The sequence below is a fragment of the Arcticibacter sp. MXS-1 genome, assembly GCF_041902385.1.
Taxonomy (GTDB): Bacteria; Bacteroidota; Bacteroidia; order Sphingobacteriales; family Sphingobacteriaceae; genus Arcticibacter.
The window spans coordinates 3,101,995-3,118,646 of sequence record NZ_CP169244.1; the positions used below are offsets into that span (position 1 = coordinate 3,101,995).

The 16,652-nt window shown below is 48.0% G+C and carries 18 protein-coding genes, 1 tRNA gene and 1 riboswitch; of the genes, 6 read left to right on the top strand and 13 right to left on the bottom strand.

Features of this window, described 5'->3' with window-relative positions; all coding sequences use genetic code 11:
- Nucleotides 1-43: 43 nt before the first annotated feature.
- The 3 genes from ACES2C_RS13335 (at nucleotide 44) to ACES2C_RS13345 (ending at nucleotide 1,967) form a co-directional block, all read left to right on the top strand.
- Nucleotides 44-670 (top strand): response regulator, encoded by a 627-nt coding sequence (locus ACES2C_RS13335; RefSeq protein WP_374163588.1) that lies wholly within the window; start codon nucleotides 44-46, stop codon nucleotides 668-670.
- Nucleotides 671-769: 99 nt separating this feature from the next.
- Nucleotides 770-1,339: an RNA polymerase sigma factor gene (locus ACES2C_RS13340; protein ID WP_374163589.1), complete on the top strand. Its 570-nt coding sequence runs from the start codon at nucleotides 770-772 to the stop codon at nucleotides 1,337-1,339.
- A gap of 184 nt (nucleotides 1,340-1,523) precedes the next feature.
- On the top strand, nucleotides 1,524-1,967 hold the full coding sequence (locus tag ACES2C_RS13345; RefSeq protein WP_374163590.1) for a GNAT family N-acetyltransferase: 444 nt from the start codon (nucleotides 1,524-1,526) through the stop codon (nucleotides 1,965-1,967).
- A gap of 13 nt (nucleotides 1,968-1,980) precedes the next feature.
- Here ACES2C_RS13345 and ACES2C_RS13350 read toward each other — a convergent pair whose 3' ends face one another.
- The 5 genes from ACES2C_RS13350 to ACES2C_RS13370 all read right to left on the bottom strand — a co-directional run bounded on the left by ACES2C_RS13350 (nucleotide 1,981) and on the right by ACES2C_RS13370 (nucleotide 5,740).
- Nucleotides 1,981-2,343, bottom strand: a complete 363-nt coding sequence (locus ACES2C_RS13350) for a PleD family two-component system response regulator (protein ID WP_374163591.1) — start codon at nucleotides 2,341-2,343, stop codon at nucleotides 1,981-1,983.
- Nucleotides 2,333-3,436: an ATP-binding protein gene (locus tag ACES2C_RS13355; RefSeq protein WP_374163592.1), complete on the bottom strand. Its 1,104-nt coding sequence runs from the start codon at nucleotides 3,434-3,436 to the stop codon at nucleotides 2,333-2,335. The genes ACES2C_RS13350 and ACES2C_RS13355 overlap by 11 nt, the downstream gene beginning before the upstream one ends.
- On the bottom strand, nucleotides 3,400-3,888 hold the full coding sequence (locus ACES2C_RS13360) for a PAS domain-containing protein (RefSeq protein ID WP_374163593.1): 489 nt from the start codon (nucleotides 3,886-3,888) through the stop codon (nucleotides 3,400-3,402). Before ACES2C_RS13360 ends, ACES2C_RS13355 begins: the two co-directional genes overlap by 37 nt.
- A gap of 204 nt (nucleotides 3,889-4,092) precedes the next feature.
- Complete coding sequence (locus ACES2C_RS13365) at nucleotides 4,093-5,508, bottom strand: Na+/H+ antiporter (RefSeq protein WP_374163594.1); 1,416 nt, start codon at nucleotides 5,506-5,508, stop codon at nucleotides 4,093-4,095.
- Between the two features lie 19 nt (nucleotides 5,509-5,527).
- The gene (locus ACES2C_RS13370; RefSeq protein ID WP_374163595.1) at nucleotides 5,528-5,740 is read right to left on the bottom strand and encodes a hypothetical protein; all 213 of its coding nucleotides are present in this window, start codon (nucleotides 5,738-5,740) and stop codon (nucleotides 5,528-5,530) included.
- A gap of 336 nt (nucleotides 5,741-6,076) precedes the next feature.
- Here ACES2C_RS13370 and ACES2C_RS13375 point away from each other — a divergent pair, with 336 nt between their 5' ends.
- Nucleotides 6,077-6,475, top strand: coding sequence for a pirin family protein (locus tag ACES2C_RS13375; protein ID WP_374163596.1), 399 nt, complete (start codon nucleotides 6,077-6,079; stop codon nucleotides 6,473-6,475).
- A gap of 120 nt (nucleotides 6,476-6,595) precedes the next feature.
- Here the strand turns inward: ACES2C_RS13375 and ACES2C_RS13380 are convergent, their stop codons facing one another.
- The 3 genes from ACES2C_RS13380 to ACES2C_RS13390 all read right to left on the bottom strand — a co-directional run bounded on the left by ACES2C_RS13380 (nucleotide 6,596) and on the right by ACES2C_RS13390 (nucleotide 8,135).
- Nucleotides 6,596-7,444, bottom strand: coding sequence for a transposase (locus ACES2C_RS13380; protein WP_374163597.1), 849 nt, complete (start codon nucleotides 7,442-7,444; stop codon nucleotides 6,596-6,598).
- A 115-nt stretch (nucleotides 7,445-7,559) separates the two neighbouring features.
- Nucleotides 7,560-7,925, bottom strand: a complete 366-nt coding sequence (locus ACES2C_RS13385; protein ID WP_374163170.1) for a transposase — start codon at nucleotides 7,923-7,925, stop codon at nucleotides 7,560-7,562.
- A 125-nt stretch (nucleotides 7,926-8,050) separates the two neighbouring features.
- Nucleotides 8,051-8,135, bottom strand: a tRNA-Ser gene (locus tag ACES2C_RS13390).
- A gap of 146 nt (nucleotides 8,136-8,281) precedes the next feature.
- Here ACES2C_RS13390 and ybaK point away from each other — a divergent pair.
- A complete protein-coding gene (gene ybaK / locus ACES2C_RS13395; RefSeq protein WP_374163598.1) occupies nucleotides 8,282-8,758 on the top strand; it encodes a Cys-tRNA(Pro) deacylase in 477 nt (158 codons plus the stop codon).
- A 7-nt stretch (nucleotides 8,759-8,765) separates the two neighbouring features.
- On the opposite strand, the gene ACES2C_RS13400 is transcribed toward ybaK, so the two are convergent.
- From ACES2C_RS13400 to ACES2C_RS13410, 3 genes are all read right to left on the bottom strand, one after another.
- The gene (locus ACES2C_RS13400; protein WP_374163599.1) at nucleotides 8,766-9,452 is read right to left on the bottom strand and encodes a DUF1080 domain-containing protein; all 687 of its coding nucleotides are present in this window, start codon (nucleotides 9,450-9,452) and stop codon (nucleotides 8,766-8,768) included.
- Nucleotides 9,453-9,661: 209 nt separating this feature from the next.
- Entirely contained in the window at nucleotides 9,662-11,986 is a 2,325-nt protein-coding gene (gene metE, locus ACES2C_RS13405) for a 5-methyltetrahydropteroyltriglutamate--homocysteine S-methyltransferase (protein WP_374163600.1), read from the bottom strand.
- A 166-nt stretch (nucleotides 11,987-12,152) separates the two neighbouring features.
- Nucleotides 12,153-12,337, bottom strand: a riboswitch (cobalamin riboswitch).
- Between the two features lie 190 nt (nucleotides 12,338-12,527).
- Entirely contained in the window at nucleotides 12,528-13,349 is an 822-nt protein-coding gene (locus tag ACES2C_RS13410) for an alpha/beta fold hydrolase (RefSeq protein ID WP_374163601.1), read from the bottom strand.
- A 209-nt stretch (nucleotides 13,350-13,558) separates the two neighbouring features.
- Here ACES2C_RS13410 and ACES2C_RS13415 point away from each other — a divergent pair, with 209 nt between their 5' ends.
- Nucleotides 13,559-13,948: a hypothetical protein gene (locus ACES2C_RS13415; RefSeq protein WP_374163602.1), complete on the top strand. Its 390-nt coding sequence runs from the start codon at nucleotides 13,559-13,561 to the stop codon at nucleotides 13,946-13,948.
- Between the two features lie 242 nt (nucleotides 13,949-14,190).
- Here the strand turns inward: ACES2C_RS13415 and ACES2C_RS13420 are convergent, their stop codons facing one another.
- A complete protein-coding gene (locus tag ACES2C_RS13420; RefSeq protein ID WP_374163603.1) occupies nucleotides 14,191-15,387 on the bottom strand; it encodes a DcaP family trimeric outer membrane transporter in 1,197 nt (398 codons plus the stop codon).
- A gap of 186 nt (nucleotides 15,388-15,573) precedes the next feature.
- Nucleotides 15,574-16,641 carry a type II asparaginase gene (locus ACES2C_RS13425; protein WP_374163604.1) on the bottom strand — a complete coding sequence of 356 codons (1,068 nt, stop codon included), beginning with the start codon at nucleotides 16,639-16,641 and terminating at the stop codon, nucleotides 15,574-15,576.
- Nucleotides 16,642-16,652: the final 11 nt, after the last annotated feature.

Sequence of the window (16,652 nt, forward strand, 5' to 3'; positions counted from 1 at the left end):
TTGCTGCTAAGGCGTACAATGGCGATTTTGTTTTTCGAAATCTATGACCAGGATACTCATATACGAAGATAATACGCAATTAAGAGATGTGCTGTCAATCCTGTTTGAAGGCACACCGGGCTTTAAGCTGGTTGGTGCCTATCCGGACTGCCGTCACGTTTTAACTCAGGTACGTCAGGCCGAGCCGGACGTTATTCTCATGGACATCGATATGCCTGGGATAAGCGGAATAGATGGGCTGAGAGCGATCAGGGCGGCGGGTTTTAAAAGTAAGGTGTTGATGCTCACTGTTTTTGACGATAATAAAAATGTCTTTGAATCAATAAGAGCAGGTGCGAACGGCTATATTCTTAAGAAGACACCACCCGCTAAGCTTCTTGAATTTATTGAAGATTCGCTGAACGGCGGCGCGCCTATGACATCTTCTATTGCCAGCCAGGTGCTGAACATGTTTGCCGCTCAATACCGGTCAGGTACAGATGATTTTGATCTGTCACAGCGTGAGCAGGAGGTTTTAAATCTGCTGGTTGATGGATACAGTTATAAACTCATTGCCGATAAACTCTGCATCTCCATGGACACCGTACGCTCGCATATCAAAAAAATCTATGACAAACTGCAGGTAAATTCAAAGAGCGAAGCCGTAGCCAAGGCGCTAAGGAACAGATAGCGCTCCTTTTTGTTTTTAGCAGGGGTTAAAATCACCCAAACATGTGATTGTGTCAGGTTCGTCGGGAGGATAATTTTACATCCATAATACTTTGATCCGATGAACATTATACCTAATGCCCTCACAGAACTCATTGAACGCTGCAAGTCTGGAAGCAGATGCGCGCAGGAACAGGTCTACAAGCTTTACGCTCCCCGCATGTACTCACTCGCCTTGCGATACGCAAAAGATACAATGGAAGCTGAAGACATCCTTGTAGTGGGATTTAATCTGGTTTTTACCAATATCAGGAGTTACACCGGAGCCGGCTCTTTTGAAGGCTGGATCAGAAGGGTCATTATTAATACAGCTCTCTCCGCCTGTTACAGAAGCCGCAGGCGCGTTCGAACTACAGAGCTCGAGGAAGCTTGCCACAGCGAGCATGTTGATTACCTGCCTCAGTGCGAGATGGACTACCTGTTTAAAGCTCTTCAGTCGTTACCGGCTGGCCTTCGGCTGCCTTTCAATATGTTTGCCGTGGAAGGGTACTCCCACAAGGAGATAGCCCTGGAGCTTGGGTTAACTGAGTCGCTTTCAAGAATCCGGGTGCTCAGGGCCCGCAGGCTGCTTCAGGAAAAGCTAATTCGGCATGATGCCTCTGTCAGGCGCGTTTATTCTGCCGCATGTTAGCACGCCGGGGCTGCAAATTCCTTCGGTGTGACAGCTCAGTCTCCACTTCTACTGCGAAACCAAACGGGCTATCTCCTGTTCATATATTGAACTGAGAAGATACGTTGCTTGACGCCTCATCTACCAGGGACTCAGTGGTGCTCTGTGAAAGGGCAGGGGCCCGTATTTTGGGGGAGTTGGACCTATGGACATTTTAACAAAAGTTGAACTGGCATTTGCCAAAGATTTTAAAGAGATCACTGACGTCTGGGAAGCATCTGTAAGGGCAACACATCATTTTTTGCTCGAAGCAGACATCTTGTTCTACCGGCCTCTGATTGAAAATGAGTATCTGCATTCAATCAACGTTTTCTTGGTCAGGGAGCGTGGAGGGAGCATTGCCGGATTTATCGGAACCTTTGCTGAAAAAATCGAAATGCTGTTCATCCGCCCCGACTGCAGAGGAAAAAAGATCGGAAAGACGCTTGTTGAATATGCAATCGCCACTCTTGGTGCGTCAAAAGTGGACGTCAATGAGCAAAATATGAAAGCAACCGGGTTTTACCTGCATATGGGTTTCCGGGTTCTGAAGCGCTCGGAACTTGATGCGATGGGTAAACCTTACCCTTTACTGCATATGGAACTGTAGTCACGGCAGTTTTTTAGTTCAACAGACTCTTAACTTTTTGTATAAGCACATCTATATCAAACGGCTTTGATAAATAGTCATTAGCACCTGCTTCCCGGGCGATCTTTTCGCCGTCCGGACTGGCGGAGATTACAATTACCGGTAAACTCTGATTAAGCGGCCCGGTTCGTAATTGTCGCAAGATCTGATCGCCTGATAGAATAGGCATCCAGAGGTCTAGCAACAGGAGCTGAGGCTGTTCTTTTTCTATTGTTTTATAAATATTCAGGCTGTTGTTTTCTGTTATGGTTTTGTATCCGCTATCTTCCAGAATAATGTTCAGCATGTCCAGGATACCTTCATCGTCATCACAGATCAATATCGTTTTAGTACTCATTCTTCATTTGCTCCGTTAAGGGTAATGTGAAATTAAATGTAGAACCTTTCCCTTTTTCACTGTCCACCCACATGGTTCCGCCATGGTTCTTAATAATCTGGTCGCATATGTAAAGGCCTATTCCCATGCCCGGGTATCTTTTCTGTATTTCTCCTGCCCGGTAAAAACGGTCAAATATCTTCCGCTGATCTTCCTGGCTGATGCCGAGCCCCTGATCTGTTACCGACACCTTCAGATATCCGCTCAGCACAGAAAGAATAACTTCGACATCCTTATTATCCGGGGAGTATTTAATAGCGTTAGCCAGGAGGTTGTTGATCACCTGAACGATGTGCGATTCATCCCCGTTAAAATAAACCCCTGTTTTTCCTTTTACAGCGATGGTATAGCCACTGTTAGCTGCCCGTATTCCTTCAGCCGCTTCATGTACTGCCTTGTCGAAGTCAAAAGGTTCTTTATGAATTTCTATGTTGCCGCTCTGTATTCTCGATACGTCGAGTAACTCAAGGATAAGATCGTTGAGCCTTGATACGTATGCCCCGGTCTTCTCAAGAAAACTCCTGAACTTATCGCTTGCATCGGCGGGAACGGTCCTGTTCATCATTTGAACGTAGCCGTGAATCGTCGTTAGAGGGGTCTTTAATTCATGACTGGCAATGGAAAGAAAGTCGTCTTTTCTTCTTTCTATTTCCCGCCGTTCCGTTATATCTTCCAGGGCGATGAGGATCCGGTCTTTATACTGGCCTTCCAGCTCAATACGATGGGCATTGAGAAGCATCAGCTTTTTCCCGATCCGCGGAAAGTCATGTTCCACCTCAAAGTTCTCCACAGGATTACTGGTCGGCAATACGTCCTCAATAAGTTCTCTCAATTTGGGGATGTCCCACTGCCGGTTCCCAAGTTCCCAAAGAGGAATACCGATCGTTTCTTCTTTGGTAACGCGGAAGGTGCGAAGGAAGTGGTCATTTGCGCCGGTTACACGCATATCGGAGTCGAGCACGATCAGCCCTTCGCGAACAGTGGCAACAATGCTGGCAAGGTACTCTTCACTGTCTCTTAAAGCCTGTGTCCGTTTTTCAATTTCTTTCTCCATCTCCTTCTTTTGCTGAAGAAGGTCTTCCTCGGCTTTTTTCGCCGTGATACGTCGTTTTGTATGCCGATGAAATGGGTTATGATCCCATCCTTGTTTTTAATAGGAGCGATATAAAGCTCGTTCCAAAATAAAGTGCCGTTCTTATGATAATTCCTAATCTCCACCAGGCACTCTCTGCCTTCCTCGACTGCCCTTCTTAAAGAAGCTCTTTCTGGTTGCTCCCTGTCATCCATTTGGAGGAATCTGCAGTTTCTCCCAATGATTTCATGCCGAGAGTAGCCGGTCATTTTCTCGAAGGTATGATTGCAATAGATAATAGGATTATCCCTTAGCTGATTGTCAGTTATGATAATCCCCGAAATGCTCGAATTGAGAGCGGCAGTAAGAAGTTCCAGATCACGGAGGGGAGAGCGCGGTGAAGAGGAAGCCTGTTCGAAGTCGACCTTGTCCAAGTGTTATTTCCTATTAGTTAATCGGTAATATAACGGTCAAAGCCGAAATATGTTTACGGTCAGGATTGTGCGCAAAGATAGGCTAATAAGCCTTATTATTGCTTACGTAGTGCTTTAATTGGATTTACTGATACAATGAAGCGTGGCTGGCTGAGGTGCACAATCGCTTCTTGTTCCATTATTAAAAAATTCCGCCGCGTTCTTTTAATTTTGAGTAAGATCAAACTGTAACCGGAGTTTTTCCTCCTCGAGGTCCAATTGCTCTAGCTGTCGCTTTACCAGATCTTCGTCAAACTCTGCTTTGCGATTCAATTCACGCAATACGTTGCGCTGCCGGTCAATGACTGCAATCATCACTTCTTTAAAAACTACAACAGCTTCCACACTAGCCCCCTGGCCCGGGCCTGCTTCTTTTTGCAATCTGCCAATAAACTTTAATTCATTCTGATACCTGCTTTCGCTCGCTTTTAGCAGCTCGTTCCGGCCCAGATGCTCAAAATAGGTTGTACGCAAAAGCTGCAGCGCCGCCTTCGCAGTTTTTGTCCGGAGGACGGTCTCTTGTTGCATGACGGGCAGCGGATAATCATCATACTCAGACTCTTTTAGGTCCAGGAAGCGTATCAGGTAGGGGAGGGTTAAGCCCTGTATGACAAGGGTGAGCAGGATAACGACAAACGTTACAAACAGAATCAGGTTGCGCTGAGGGAATATCTGCCCGTTAGCAAGGTAGAGCGGAATGGCGAGGGCAGAAGCGAGCGATACCACTCCCCTCATTCCCGCCCATCCTGCCACCAGAGGCCCTTTCCAGCCGGGGTGACTGTCGGCTGTGGTAATATAGTGACTAATGAACGTGGTGAAAGCCGAGGTAACAAGCATGAAAAGGACCCGGCTGACCATCAGCACGGCAGTAATGATCAATGCGTAACTAATAGCCTCAGGCAGGGATGTAGAACCCAGCTGGCTCACAATCAAGGGCATTTCCAGCCCGATCAGCATAAAAACGATGCCATTCAGGATGAAGCTGATGGTAGACCAGACGTTGATTCCTCTGATCCTGCTGATGTGTGAGAGCACTCGGTGACTTTGGTGCGAAAGGAACAATCCTCCGGTTACTACGGCCAGAACACCCGAAAAATGCATCGACTCTGCCAGCAGATACATCATATGCGGAGCGGCCAGGATCAGGGCTGTGTCGGTGCTGGCTGTAGTAGGAAGCCAGCGAAGTATCGCATAGAAGACCAGCCCCACGATCAGCCCTGTGGCCACCCCCATAAAAATGACCCATAGAAAGTTCCACGCAGCAGTGTGGAGATGAAATGCGCTTCCGGATACGACAGCAGCAAGAGCAAACCGGTATACAATTAAACTCGATGCGTCGTTTAGCAGGCTTTCCCCTTCAGTTATTGCAAGTACCCTTTTCGGGGCATTCACTGTTTTAAGAACGGATGATGCAGAAACCGCGTCGGGTGGAGAGATAATTCCACCCAGGAGGAATCCCAGGGCAAGACTGAAGCCGGGAATGAGCGCCGTGGAGACTATGGCGATTACGCTGGAGGTGAGGATAACCAGCCCGAAAGCAAAAAAGCTGATCACTCTGCGCCACTTCCAAAGCTCTTTCAATGATATGTTCCATGCTGCTTCAAATAGCAGGGGGTAAAAAGATCAAAAATATAAGGCTGGGCTGGACGGCTACCCGTGGCATGCCTGGCACGAAACCGAGGATCAGGCCGCCCAGAACAAGAACGATGGGGTAAGCGACCGACAGCTTTTCCGCCAGGGTAACTAAAAAAACGATTGCAAACTGGATGACAAAACAGATAATAAAGATTTCTTCTATACCAATCGAGTTCATTTTTTTAATTGCCTTTTAAGATGGAGTGCGATCAGCGGTACAAGATGAGTCCGGTCAGTCTTCATAGGAATGATACACGCTTTAAGCACCAAATAAATCTCAGTCATTTTGGTCTTTCTACGCTTGACAAATGTCATAATTTTTAATAAACAGGGAAAGTGCTTGATTTTTATCAAGGTGATTTCGCAATAAACGTCAATTGGAGCGCGCGCCGACTCTTTTACCGCTCTGCTCTTTGTTTTAGCTATCCTATTGATTATTGTCAATAGGATTTATTGTTTTAGGTCAGTGGCACTCCGGGCTTTTCAGATGAACTTTGAAGATAAAATCACAACGATGAAAAAACAAATTAGAATAAGTATTTCCGGACAGAATACGATAGTAGCGGATTTTCTTGTTAACAGACTGCTGCCTAATGATCAGATTATTAAAGTTGGTCCTTTTGTGTTTTTGGATCACCTGTACCCCAAGCTCCACAAGGGGCAAACACCGGAGGCATATAGCGGGCAAAATGCTCACCCTCACCGGGGGATCGCAACGTTTAGTTATGTTTTGAGCGGAGAGCTGCAGCACTTTGACAGCCGGAACCACCAGGGAATTGTGGAGGAGGGCGGAGCTCAATGGATGAAAGCAGGCTCGGGCATTGTGCACGCGAGCGTCCGGGCCCCCGGTTTCAGCGGGAGGGAGGTATTTTGCACTCCTTACAGTTCTGGATCAACCTCCCTGCCTCTGTAAAAAGTGAGGCCCCTGACTATGCCATCTTATCCCCCAGGGATATCGGATCTGGACCAAAATCTGTGGACTAAGCAAATAATTTCATGAGTCTGAAGAGGGATCTGGACCAAAATCTGTGGACTAAGCAAATAATTTCATGAGTCTGAAGAGGAAAAAATTAACATTTCCTACCCCTCGGTACTGAGCTCTGAAAGCCTTAATTTTGGCATTGAAAGATTCGGCTGAAGCGTTTGTACTTCGGTTATCAGAGTAGTTCAAGATATTGTTGTGGTGGAGATTGATGGTTCTGGCAATGGTATTAAAAGATTTAAAGCCGGATTGCTCCACCTTCTCGTTCCACCGGGCCAGTCTTGCAAAGGCGTAGAGCTTATCTTTGGTGTTGCTGAATATCCAGGATAAGCCCCGGGTTAGCTGATAAGCTTTTTCCAGGGAAGGATATCGTTCAAAGAGCAAGGAAGCCCGCTCTGCCTGTTCAGCACTCCAGTTTTGTTGGTCCTTGTAGAGCAGATAGCGGCTTCTGGCCAGTAACTGCTTCAAGGTATCGCCATTGGATAGTATTTCAGGTGAATAGTTTGTTTTAGTTGCTTTGGCTTCTTCCAGAGCCTGATTCTCTGCATCAATGGCTTCCCAGCGGTATTTGATCCGTATTTCCTGTAGCGCTTCTGTGGCTAACTGCTGCACATGACAGCGATCAATGACCTGCGAGGCCAAAGGAAAGCACTTTTTAGCGATCAAACTCATGTTACCAGCCAGATCCAAGGTGATCTCTCTGACCTTATTACGAAGTCTTTGGGGGATCTTTTGAAGCAGTGGAATGATGTTCTCCGAACGGGTACCTTCCATAATAGCAACCAGAGTGCCCTTTTTGCCTCTAGCTTCTTTATTGGTGACCACCGTATAGAGCTCACCCTGGGAAAGACTGGTCTCATCTATAGAGAGATAAGGACCGATGTTCTGTGGGAAGATCAAGCCTTTACGGGCATCGGTACGGTGCTCCCAATTCTTGTATTCACTGAGTTGATCGCGATAATAGCGCTGCAGCTTCTTGCCTTTGATCCCGTAAAAGGAGGCGATCGTCTGCAGACTATGTGGCTGGGTATCGACTGATTGCTTTTAAAAAAGCCGCGAAATCACTGGTGATCCGCGTTCCTATTGCTACAACATTCCAATCTCGGTGAACGACCTTACCTGTGTCCAGATTCCACCATCTACGTCGCTTAACATGCAAATACACTTCCTGTCCCCGTATGGGAAAGTCCTGCAGAATCACTTCATCAAAGAAGCCTTTGGAGAGTAACTTGTTGGTCTTATATTCTACCGGAATGGAGTTGATCTCTTCCAGGTAAATATGAATCCCGGTAGTGTCTTTTTTGTGATCTGTCAATTGGAAATAATCGGATACCCCTTCAGGGATAATCAAGGGAAGTAGGGCTTTAAACGACTCGTGCATCTATCTAATTTCTGCACGCTAATATCTTACTTTTACTCTTCTCTCCACAACTTTTGTCCCTGTTCCTTCAAATCCCTCTCTTCCAAAAATCAAAAAAGGCAACCAGCTTACCGGATGCCTTTCAGCGGAGAGAGAGGGATTCGAACCCCCGGACCTTTGACAGTCAACGGTTTTCAAGACCGCCGCAATCGACCACTCTGCCATCTCTCCGGGGACAAAAGTACAAACTCGCTTCAATTCTGCAAATTTTTATTGTGCATTTAGTGTTAAGCCATATATTATGTGCTGAGTGCTAGCGGCTAATAAGATTTAAAGAGTGGCGCCGAATCTTATATTTGCTGAAAAATGGAATGACTATGCACAAAACTAATGCGGCGCGACTGCTTGACAAAGCGAAGATCCCCTACGAACTGATTTCGTACGAGGTGGATGAGAACGATCTTAGCGCCACGCATCTCGCCGAACAGCTTGGCATGTCAGCAGGCTGCATCTTCAAAACAATCCTTCTCCGCGGCGACAGACAGGGCGTTTTTGTGGCAGTGGTTCCCGGAGACCGGGAGGTCAACCTGAAGCGTGCTGCGGCAGTTTCTGGCAATAAGAAGGCGGAGCCGGTCGCTGTAAAGGAGCTTCTTGGCCTGACTGGCTATATCAGGGGCGGCTGTTCGCCTGTTGGCATGAAGAAGCAGTACCCGACTTTTATAGACGAGCATATCCTGCAGTACGAACAGGTGTACGTCAGTGCCGGGCAGCGGGGACTCCAGCTGAAGCTTCGCCCCCAGGACCTGATCAGCGCAGTTAGCGCACTAGTTTGTAACTTGACGGAGGTAGAATAGGGGAGGGCTAGCGCACTTCCCTGATCCAGATGTTCCTGAAACTGATCGGTTCACTTTTGTCCCCATGAGCTTGCAGCTTGATGGGGGAAGTTCCATGTCTGGCGCTGTAGGAGGGCTGACCGATGTATTGGGTCGGGCCCTTCAGCTCCACGTTGTTTTGCACCAGGATGCCATTGAAGAACACCGTTGCCTTAGCCGGGGATCGTAAGCTGCCATCTTCATTAAAAACCGGGGCCGTCCAGGCAACATCATAGGTTTGCCATTCTCCTGGTTTTCTTGCCGGGTTAGCAAGAGGAACAAATTGCTTGTAGATGCTTCCTGCCATGCCGTTTACATAGGTTTTGTTTTGATAGGAATCAACGATCTGAAGTTCATATCCGGCGTCACCTTTTCCTGTAGAAGCAAGGAACAACCCGCTGTTCCCGCGGCCTTGTCCTTCTCCGCTGATATTGGCCGGGATGCGCCATTCAATATGCAGCTGGTAGTTGGTGAACCGGCGCCTGGTTTCAATATTCCCCTTGGCTTTATCAACAGTCAGCACCCCGCCAGACACCGTCCATCCCGGATCTGTTCCTGGCCGGTCCGTAGAAGTCCACTCTTTCAGGTCCTTTCCATTGAAGAGCACCACTGCATCAGAGGGCGGTTCCGCAAACGGGCTTTTCGTGGGAGTAACAACGGGGGGACTGGTTCCCAAACTTCCGTATCTTCTGGTTTCGCTGTCTGCGCTGTTGCCATGGCTGAACTGGTTAAAAGTAGAATGCCGAGTATATACGTACTTTTCATTGTAGAAGCGTTAACTTGTTAATTGGTTAAGTGCACCGAAAAATAGTAAAAAAAGAAGTACCAACCAACGGATCTTTTCAGTGCGGTGTACCTGGGGCAGGCACACCGCCTGAACTTGTCTTATAGTTCCGCTTCTTCTGTCAGCGTTTGCCTGACCTCATGCGCGGCTGCCACCATTTCAGTAAGCGCTTTCATTGTTTCATTCCATCCTCTTGTTTTTAACCCGCAGTCAGGATTTACCCAAAGCTGCTGGTGAGGGATCACTTCCGTCGCTTTTTTCAGTAGCGCCACCATTTCCTCCCTTGAAGGTACCCGGGGCGAGTGAATATCATACACACCTGGGCCGATGTCGTTCGGATAGCGAAAGTCGGCAAAGGCGTCGAGCAGTTCCATCTGAGAGCGCGATGTTTCGATCGTGATCACGTCGGCGTCCATCTCTGCAATATTTCCGATAATATCATTGAATTCCGAATAGCACATATGAGTATGGATCTGGGTGCTGTCGGCCACGCCACTGGCAGCAATGCGGAAAGCACGGATGGCCCAGTCGAGGTAAGTCGCGCGGTCTTCCTGGCGAAGAGGAAGTCCTTCGCGTATGGCTGGTTCGTCAATTTGAATAATTTGGATGCCGGCTTTCTCCAGATCGCAAACTTCGTCGCGAATAGCGAGGGCGATCTGCGCGCAGGTCTCTGCCCTGGGCTGGTCGTTCCTGACGAAGGACCATTGAAGGATGGTGACAGGCCCCGTGAGCATGCCTTTCATCCATTTTGATGTGAGCGACTGCGCAAAAGCAGACCACCGGACGGTCATTGGTGCGGGTCGCCACACATCTCCAAAGATCACAGGAGGTTTCACGCAGCGGCTGCCATAACTCTGTACCCAGCCATTTGTGGTGAAAGTAAAACCGCGCAGCTGCTCCCCAAAATACTCCACCATATCGTTCCGCTCAAACTCTCCGTGTACCAGAACGTCCAGGCCCGCTGCTTCCTGCCATTTTACCACCTTAGCGGTTTCCTTTTCGAGTAGCTGCACATATTCCTGCTCGTTTATCTCCAGTTTTTTAAACCGTGCTCTCCAGCTTCGCACCTCGCTGGTCTGAGGAAAAGAGCCTATTGTGGTGGTTGGAAATAGCGGCAGACCGAGCTTTTGCTGCTGAATTTCTTTCCTCTGGCTGAATGTGCTATTGCGCCTCGCATCAGCAGGAGAGATGGCCTTTACCCGCTCTCTTACATCCACATTGTGGATCAGCGGCGAATGCCGCCTGTTCTCCTGACATTGTTGGTTATGCTTCAATTCACCCTCCAGGGCGGCGCTTCTTTCTCCTGAAGCTAGTTTTCCAAGGCTTACTACCTCGCTGAGCTTCTGCCTTGCAAATGCAAGCCACTGTTTAATCTCTGCCGTGAGTACCTCCGTTTCCGGCTCGTTGTCCAGATCGCAGGGAGAATGGAGCAGTGAACAGGACGGGGAAATCCAGACGCGCGCGCGCCCCAGCTTCTCCTGCGCATAACTGATCAGTTCAAGCGAGTGACGGAAGTCGTTCTTCCACACATTCCGGCCATCCACTAGACCGAGCGACAGGATCTTATCGGGTGGAAGGAGGCTTATAACGCGTGAGATCTGACCTGGATCTCTTACCAAATCGATATGAAGGGCGTTTACCGGAAGAGCGGCAGCGAGCGGAGCATTGTCACGCAGCCCCTCGAAATAGGTGGTCAGGAAGATTTTTAAGAATGGGAACTCCTTTCTGATCTGTTTATAGGTTTCGATATAAACCTGCCGGGTCTGAGGAGAAAGGTCGGTAGCCAGGAAAGGTTCATCAAGCTGGAGCCAGTCCATGCCCAGGTCCTGAAGTTTCCGGATAAGGTCAGCATAGACGGTCAACAGATTCCGGATCAGACTGAGCTTATTGAATCCCTGCTCTTTTTCTTTACCCAGCAGCAGATAGGATACAGGCCCTATCAGCACAGGCCGGGTGATGATTCCCTGCTGTTTTGCTTCATAAAACTCGTTGATCGCCTTGGTCGAAAATAGCTTAAACTGCTGGTTGGGGTAGAATTCGGGCACAATATAGTGGTAGTTTGTATCAAACCACTTCGTCATTTCCATGGCAGTGACATCGAGTCCGTCCTTTTGATAGCCTCTCGCCATAGCGAAATACAGGTCGAGCTCTTCATTGCCCTTTTGCTGGATCACTTCGTGATACCGCGCTGGGATAGCACCAAACATAAAGGAGTGGTCGAGCACATGATCGTAGAATGAAAAGTCGTTGGAAGGGATCATGTCGATTCCGGCATCTTTCTGCAGAAGCCAGTTTTCCTTCCGGATGTTTTTGCCCGCCGTCACTACATCGTTCAGGCTCGCTCGCCCGGCCCAGTAGTTCTCGCAGACCTTTTTTAACTCCCGATGGCTACCAATGCGCGGATAGCCAAGATTCAATGTTAGCATACTTTTAATGATTAAGTGATTAAATCTGTTAAAAGCCCTTTAGCTAAGCTTCGCAATGCGTCTGTGGAGTAGAAAATAGAGGATACTGAAGGAGGGGGCCGGACATAGTGATCCTGTCGCCTGTACGTCCTTTTCAGTGTCTGACTATCTGCTTTATTCCGCGAAAGCATTGTCAATTCAGTATGGCAGGTATCCTGGCTTGTAACATTTTTGCCGTCCTTCCCATTCCGCAGAACAGTGGACATTGCTGACAAAAACTATAGGTTACTTACAGTTGCGCGACAGCCCGTGATTTGCACACGGTTCCCTTTTAATTTACCGCTAAGTATAACCAATACTGGTTGAAAGGAATGAAGATAAAGAACTGTATAAAGCAAATGTAATGAAATACCTCGTATTTCACGTGCCTTTTTAAGAAGCAAACAGGAACGATGCCGCTTGAATACACGCGCCCGTCATTGAATTAGAGTAAAGAAGTATCCGGCCAGAAGGCCGGCTACTTCTCTTATTAATTTAGTTGTCGTAACGGGTTCTTCCTGCCTTATGACTGTATAAAAGCCAGTAAATCTTTATTGATCGTAGCCGCTTCGGTGGTTGGCATCCCGTGGGGGAAGCCAGGGTAGGTGATGAGCTTCCCATTTTTCAAAAGCTTCACAGCTTTGTATGCAGTGGTAGCGATCGGGACAATCTGGTCATCTTCGCCGTGCATTACCAATACCGGAATGTCTACACTCTTCAGGTCTTCGGTGAAATCGGTTTCTGAAAAGACCTTCACACAGTCATAGTGCGCCTTTATACTTCCCATCATGCCCTGGCGCCACCAGTTGTCTCTCACGCCTTGCAATACGTTTGCTCCCTCCCTATTGTAGCCAAAAAATGGCAATGTAAAATCATGAAAGTATTGTGCCCTTTGAGTAGCCGTGTTTTCACGTATTTCATCAAATACAGACAGCGGCACCCCGTCAGGATTGCTGTCCTTTTGAACCATAACCGGCGTAACCGCACTGATAAGCACTGCCTTGGAAACGCGGCCCTTCCCGTATTTAGCCGCGTAGCGAATCACCTCACCTCCGCCCGTAGAATGACCGATGTGTATCGCATCTTTTAGGTCAAGTTCTTCCGCCAGCGCCGCGACGTCGGATGCATAGGTGTCCATGTCATGTCCTTCTGGTGTTTGACTTGATCTTCCATGCCCGCGGCGGTCGTGCGCAATCACCCGGAAACCCTTTTCTAAGAAAAACATCATCTGCGCATCCCAGTCGTCAGCAGACAGCGGCCAGCCATGATGGAAAACAAGCGGCTGACCTGTTCCCCAATCCTTGTAAAAAATTTCAGTTCCGTCTTTTACTGTGATCTTACTCATTGTTTTGATTTGTGTTTAGTGGTTGATGTAAATTGTTTTTAAGATGATAGAAAAATTTAGCTCTTAGTTGTGAATGTACGAAATATTTTTTCTTGTAAAGAACAAGAAAAACGATTCTGTCACTTTTCAAACAAAAAGCACTTTCCGGCTATTCTTTAGGCGACTGGCTGATGTGCCATTGGAGAAACTATTTTCAGGAAAGATAACTTATGAAACAGTCGTTCGAAGAAGTATTTGACACACCTCAAAAGAAGCTTGCATTTTTTCAGAATATCATATTAGTAGCTGCCGCGGATAAAGTACTGGATGATGGGGAAGGTGACCTTCTCCTTTTTATCGGAGACCGGCTTGGCCTGAAGCCAGACGATGTGATGCCGATTGCTGACAACCTGCCTGTACTTAGCTTTATTATCCCCGAAGAGGGACTACAGAAGACATTGGAGCTCCAAACCCTCGTGCAAATGATGATGCAGGACGGAGAGGTGCACGACAAGGAATACCTTTTATGTCTGGAATATGCCAACAGGATCGGCTATAGTAAAGACATTCTGGATGACATGATTGAGCAGTTCTCTGCCGGCGATTCTGAGGGAGGCTAGCTGTTAGGGAAAAAGCACCGAACCTTCTGATGTTGAAGCTTCAGAACCATAGCTTCCCTGATTGATTCCGGTTGAAGATTCAGAGCCGTTAAAAGCCTGGTAAGGGGCATTAAAAACGGCGTACACACTCCACTCAAAGGAGGCTGTACGCCGTTTTTCCTGTTCAGACAAGCAAGCCGAAGCCAGAGAAGGCGAAGGAGAAAAGGCTGTACGCCGTTTTTTCCTGCTCAAACTGTTCGGCTCTAGAAATTGAACAGGAATCCAAAATTAACTCGTGAGGCGGGCAGGCTCTTCTCTGCATCGCCTTGATATTTCAGGGTTTTCTTACCCCATAAGAATTCCGCTCCTACAGTGAAGTTCGGAAGCACGTCGAACATCATGTTTCCACCTGCATAGAGGTTTCTCATGTTATTCCAACCGAAGCTTGCATCCTCGCCATTGAAGCTGTTATAGGAGGCAATGGCTGTAGTATGGAAAACCTTTGTCCAGAAATGCTGGTAGGAAGTGTAACCTGAGTTCACAGGCAGCAGACTGAGCTCAGCAGGATTGTCTCTGCGTGTAGTTCCATCGAGACCCGATCCTCCAACAGAAAGAAAGTAGTCGGCAATGCCCTTGCCGTAGTTAAATTGAAATTGGAAATTATCCTTTTTGCCTCTTCCCATAAAAATATTAGCCATCGCACTTACTCCGTAGCCGTCTGACGACTTATACTGGTCCTGATATCCGTAACCGATGTTGCGGTAAATTCCTGCAACTTTCAGAAACCCGGGGTTGAAGTTATACTTCAAAGTGGCAATCAGGTCGGGCAGCCTGCGCGGCTCATAATGAATGGTATTAGACCCTTCTGGTGTCGTATAATCGTAAAGCCTTCTCGGTTCCATTACTTCGGCCGCAAGTTCGGTCTGCAAGTGCGAGGTAAGAGAACCCGTATAACGGATCATCGGCCGTCTGGATTCAACCATACCGGTGGGACCGTCCCAGTCGAAAAGCGCTGCAGGCCACATGTCAGCATCACCAAAAGTACTCCAGGTTTGCCCAATCAGGAAGTTCTTGTACTGAACAAAGGCGTGCCTGATGCGGAACGTTGACTTGTTGCTCGGTCCGCCTTCAAAGTCGCCTTCAAGTCTCGCAAATATTTCATGCCCTCCGGCGAAACGTCTTGTTCCGTCAAAGCGGATCTGCGACTGTCTCATGTCTACCCAAAGCCCCGGGCGGTCAGGCCCGGTAACGTCATTTGAATGAACAGCGAAAGTGCTGTTCCCGTGTAAGTTCCCTTTGATGTCGTAGATCCCGTTAAATTTAAGCCGGCCTTTGAGCACCGCTTCACACTCTGGTTTTCCGTCAACAGTGTCGGTGGATGTATATCTGAGGAGCTGTGCGTTCACCCCGATAGTGGTCATAGTGAGCGCTGCAGCAGCTAAAGTTTTTAATGTATTCATCTTTAATGTCTTTTATTCCGGTCTGTCAGGTATTTCAGACAGATCTGCCGGTTATGCTCCATCTTGCGCGGCCTTTATAGGGCAAAAGGCTCCTGGCCTCCCTTGCAGGAGGAAAAATTACAGGAGCATTTGCTGATGCGATAGAGCTGAAGGGCTTAAAGTCGGGACAGTAAGCCCTTCATTCTCTTAATACTCGAAGAAATATTGCTGGATCTTATCCCTGTTGGTTGTTTTCAGCAAAACCAGTTGCAGCAGAACGCGTGCTTTCTGTGGATTGAGATCATCTGAAGCAACGAAGCCGAGTGCCTTGTCGTCAACTTCCGAGTCTGTTGTGGTCCGTCCGCTGAATACCCGTGATGAGCGTACAACGACTACGCCCTTGGCTACCGCTCTTTTTAGGGCTTCTTCCGCTTCCGGATACAGGTTGCCATTTCCAACTCCTGCCATGATGATGCCCTTCGATCCGCTGTTTACAAATGCGTCGATTGCCGTGGCCGTCATGTTCGCATATCCATACACGATGTCAACTTTAGGAAGCTTATCCAGCTTGTCGGTGCTGAGGTCGCTGGTTATAGTATGCTTTCTTGTGATAGCATGATAGTAGGCAGGCTTGCCGTTGAAGATCAGACCCAAAGGTCCGAAATTTGCCGACTGGAATGCTTCTACCCCTGTGGTGTTGATTTTGGTAACGTCGCGGGCTGAGTAGATCCGGTCGTTCATAGCCTGAAGGACACCTCTGCCAGCAGATTTCGGGTCGGCAGCGATAGCAACGGCGTCATAGAGGTTCTTAGGGCCGTCTGCTGAGATGGCCGTGGATGAGCGCATTGCTCCAACGATCACCACCGGTTTGGAGCTCTTTACCGTCAGGTTAAGAAAATAAGCTGTTTCTTCCTGCGTGTCGGTTCCATGCGTTACCACAATGCCGTCAACGTCTTTTCTGCTGAGCAATTCGTTGATCCTGGCAGCAAGTTTCAACCACACCTGGTCATTCATCGCCTGGCTTCCAATCTGGGCAATTTGTTCACCCTTAATGTTGGCAATCTTATGAATGTCAGGAACGGCGTTGAGCAGCTGATCGATAGGAAGTTTTCCAGCAGTGTAACGGGTATCGGTACTTCCTGCCTGTCCAACTCCTGCAATGGTGCCTCCTGTTGCAAGGATCGTAATGTTTGGTTTCTGGGCAAAGGCCAATGTGAAAAGGCCGAAAGTGAAGATGATGGTTATCATCCAGCCCTTAATCAAATGCGTATTCACAACTTATATTT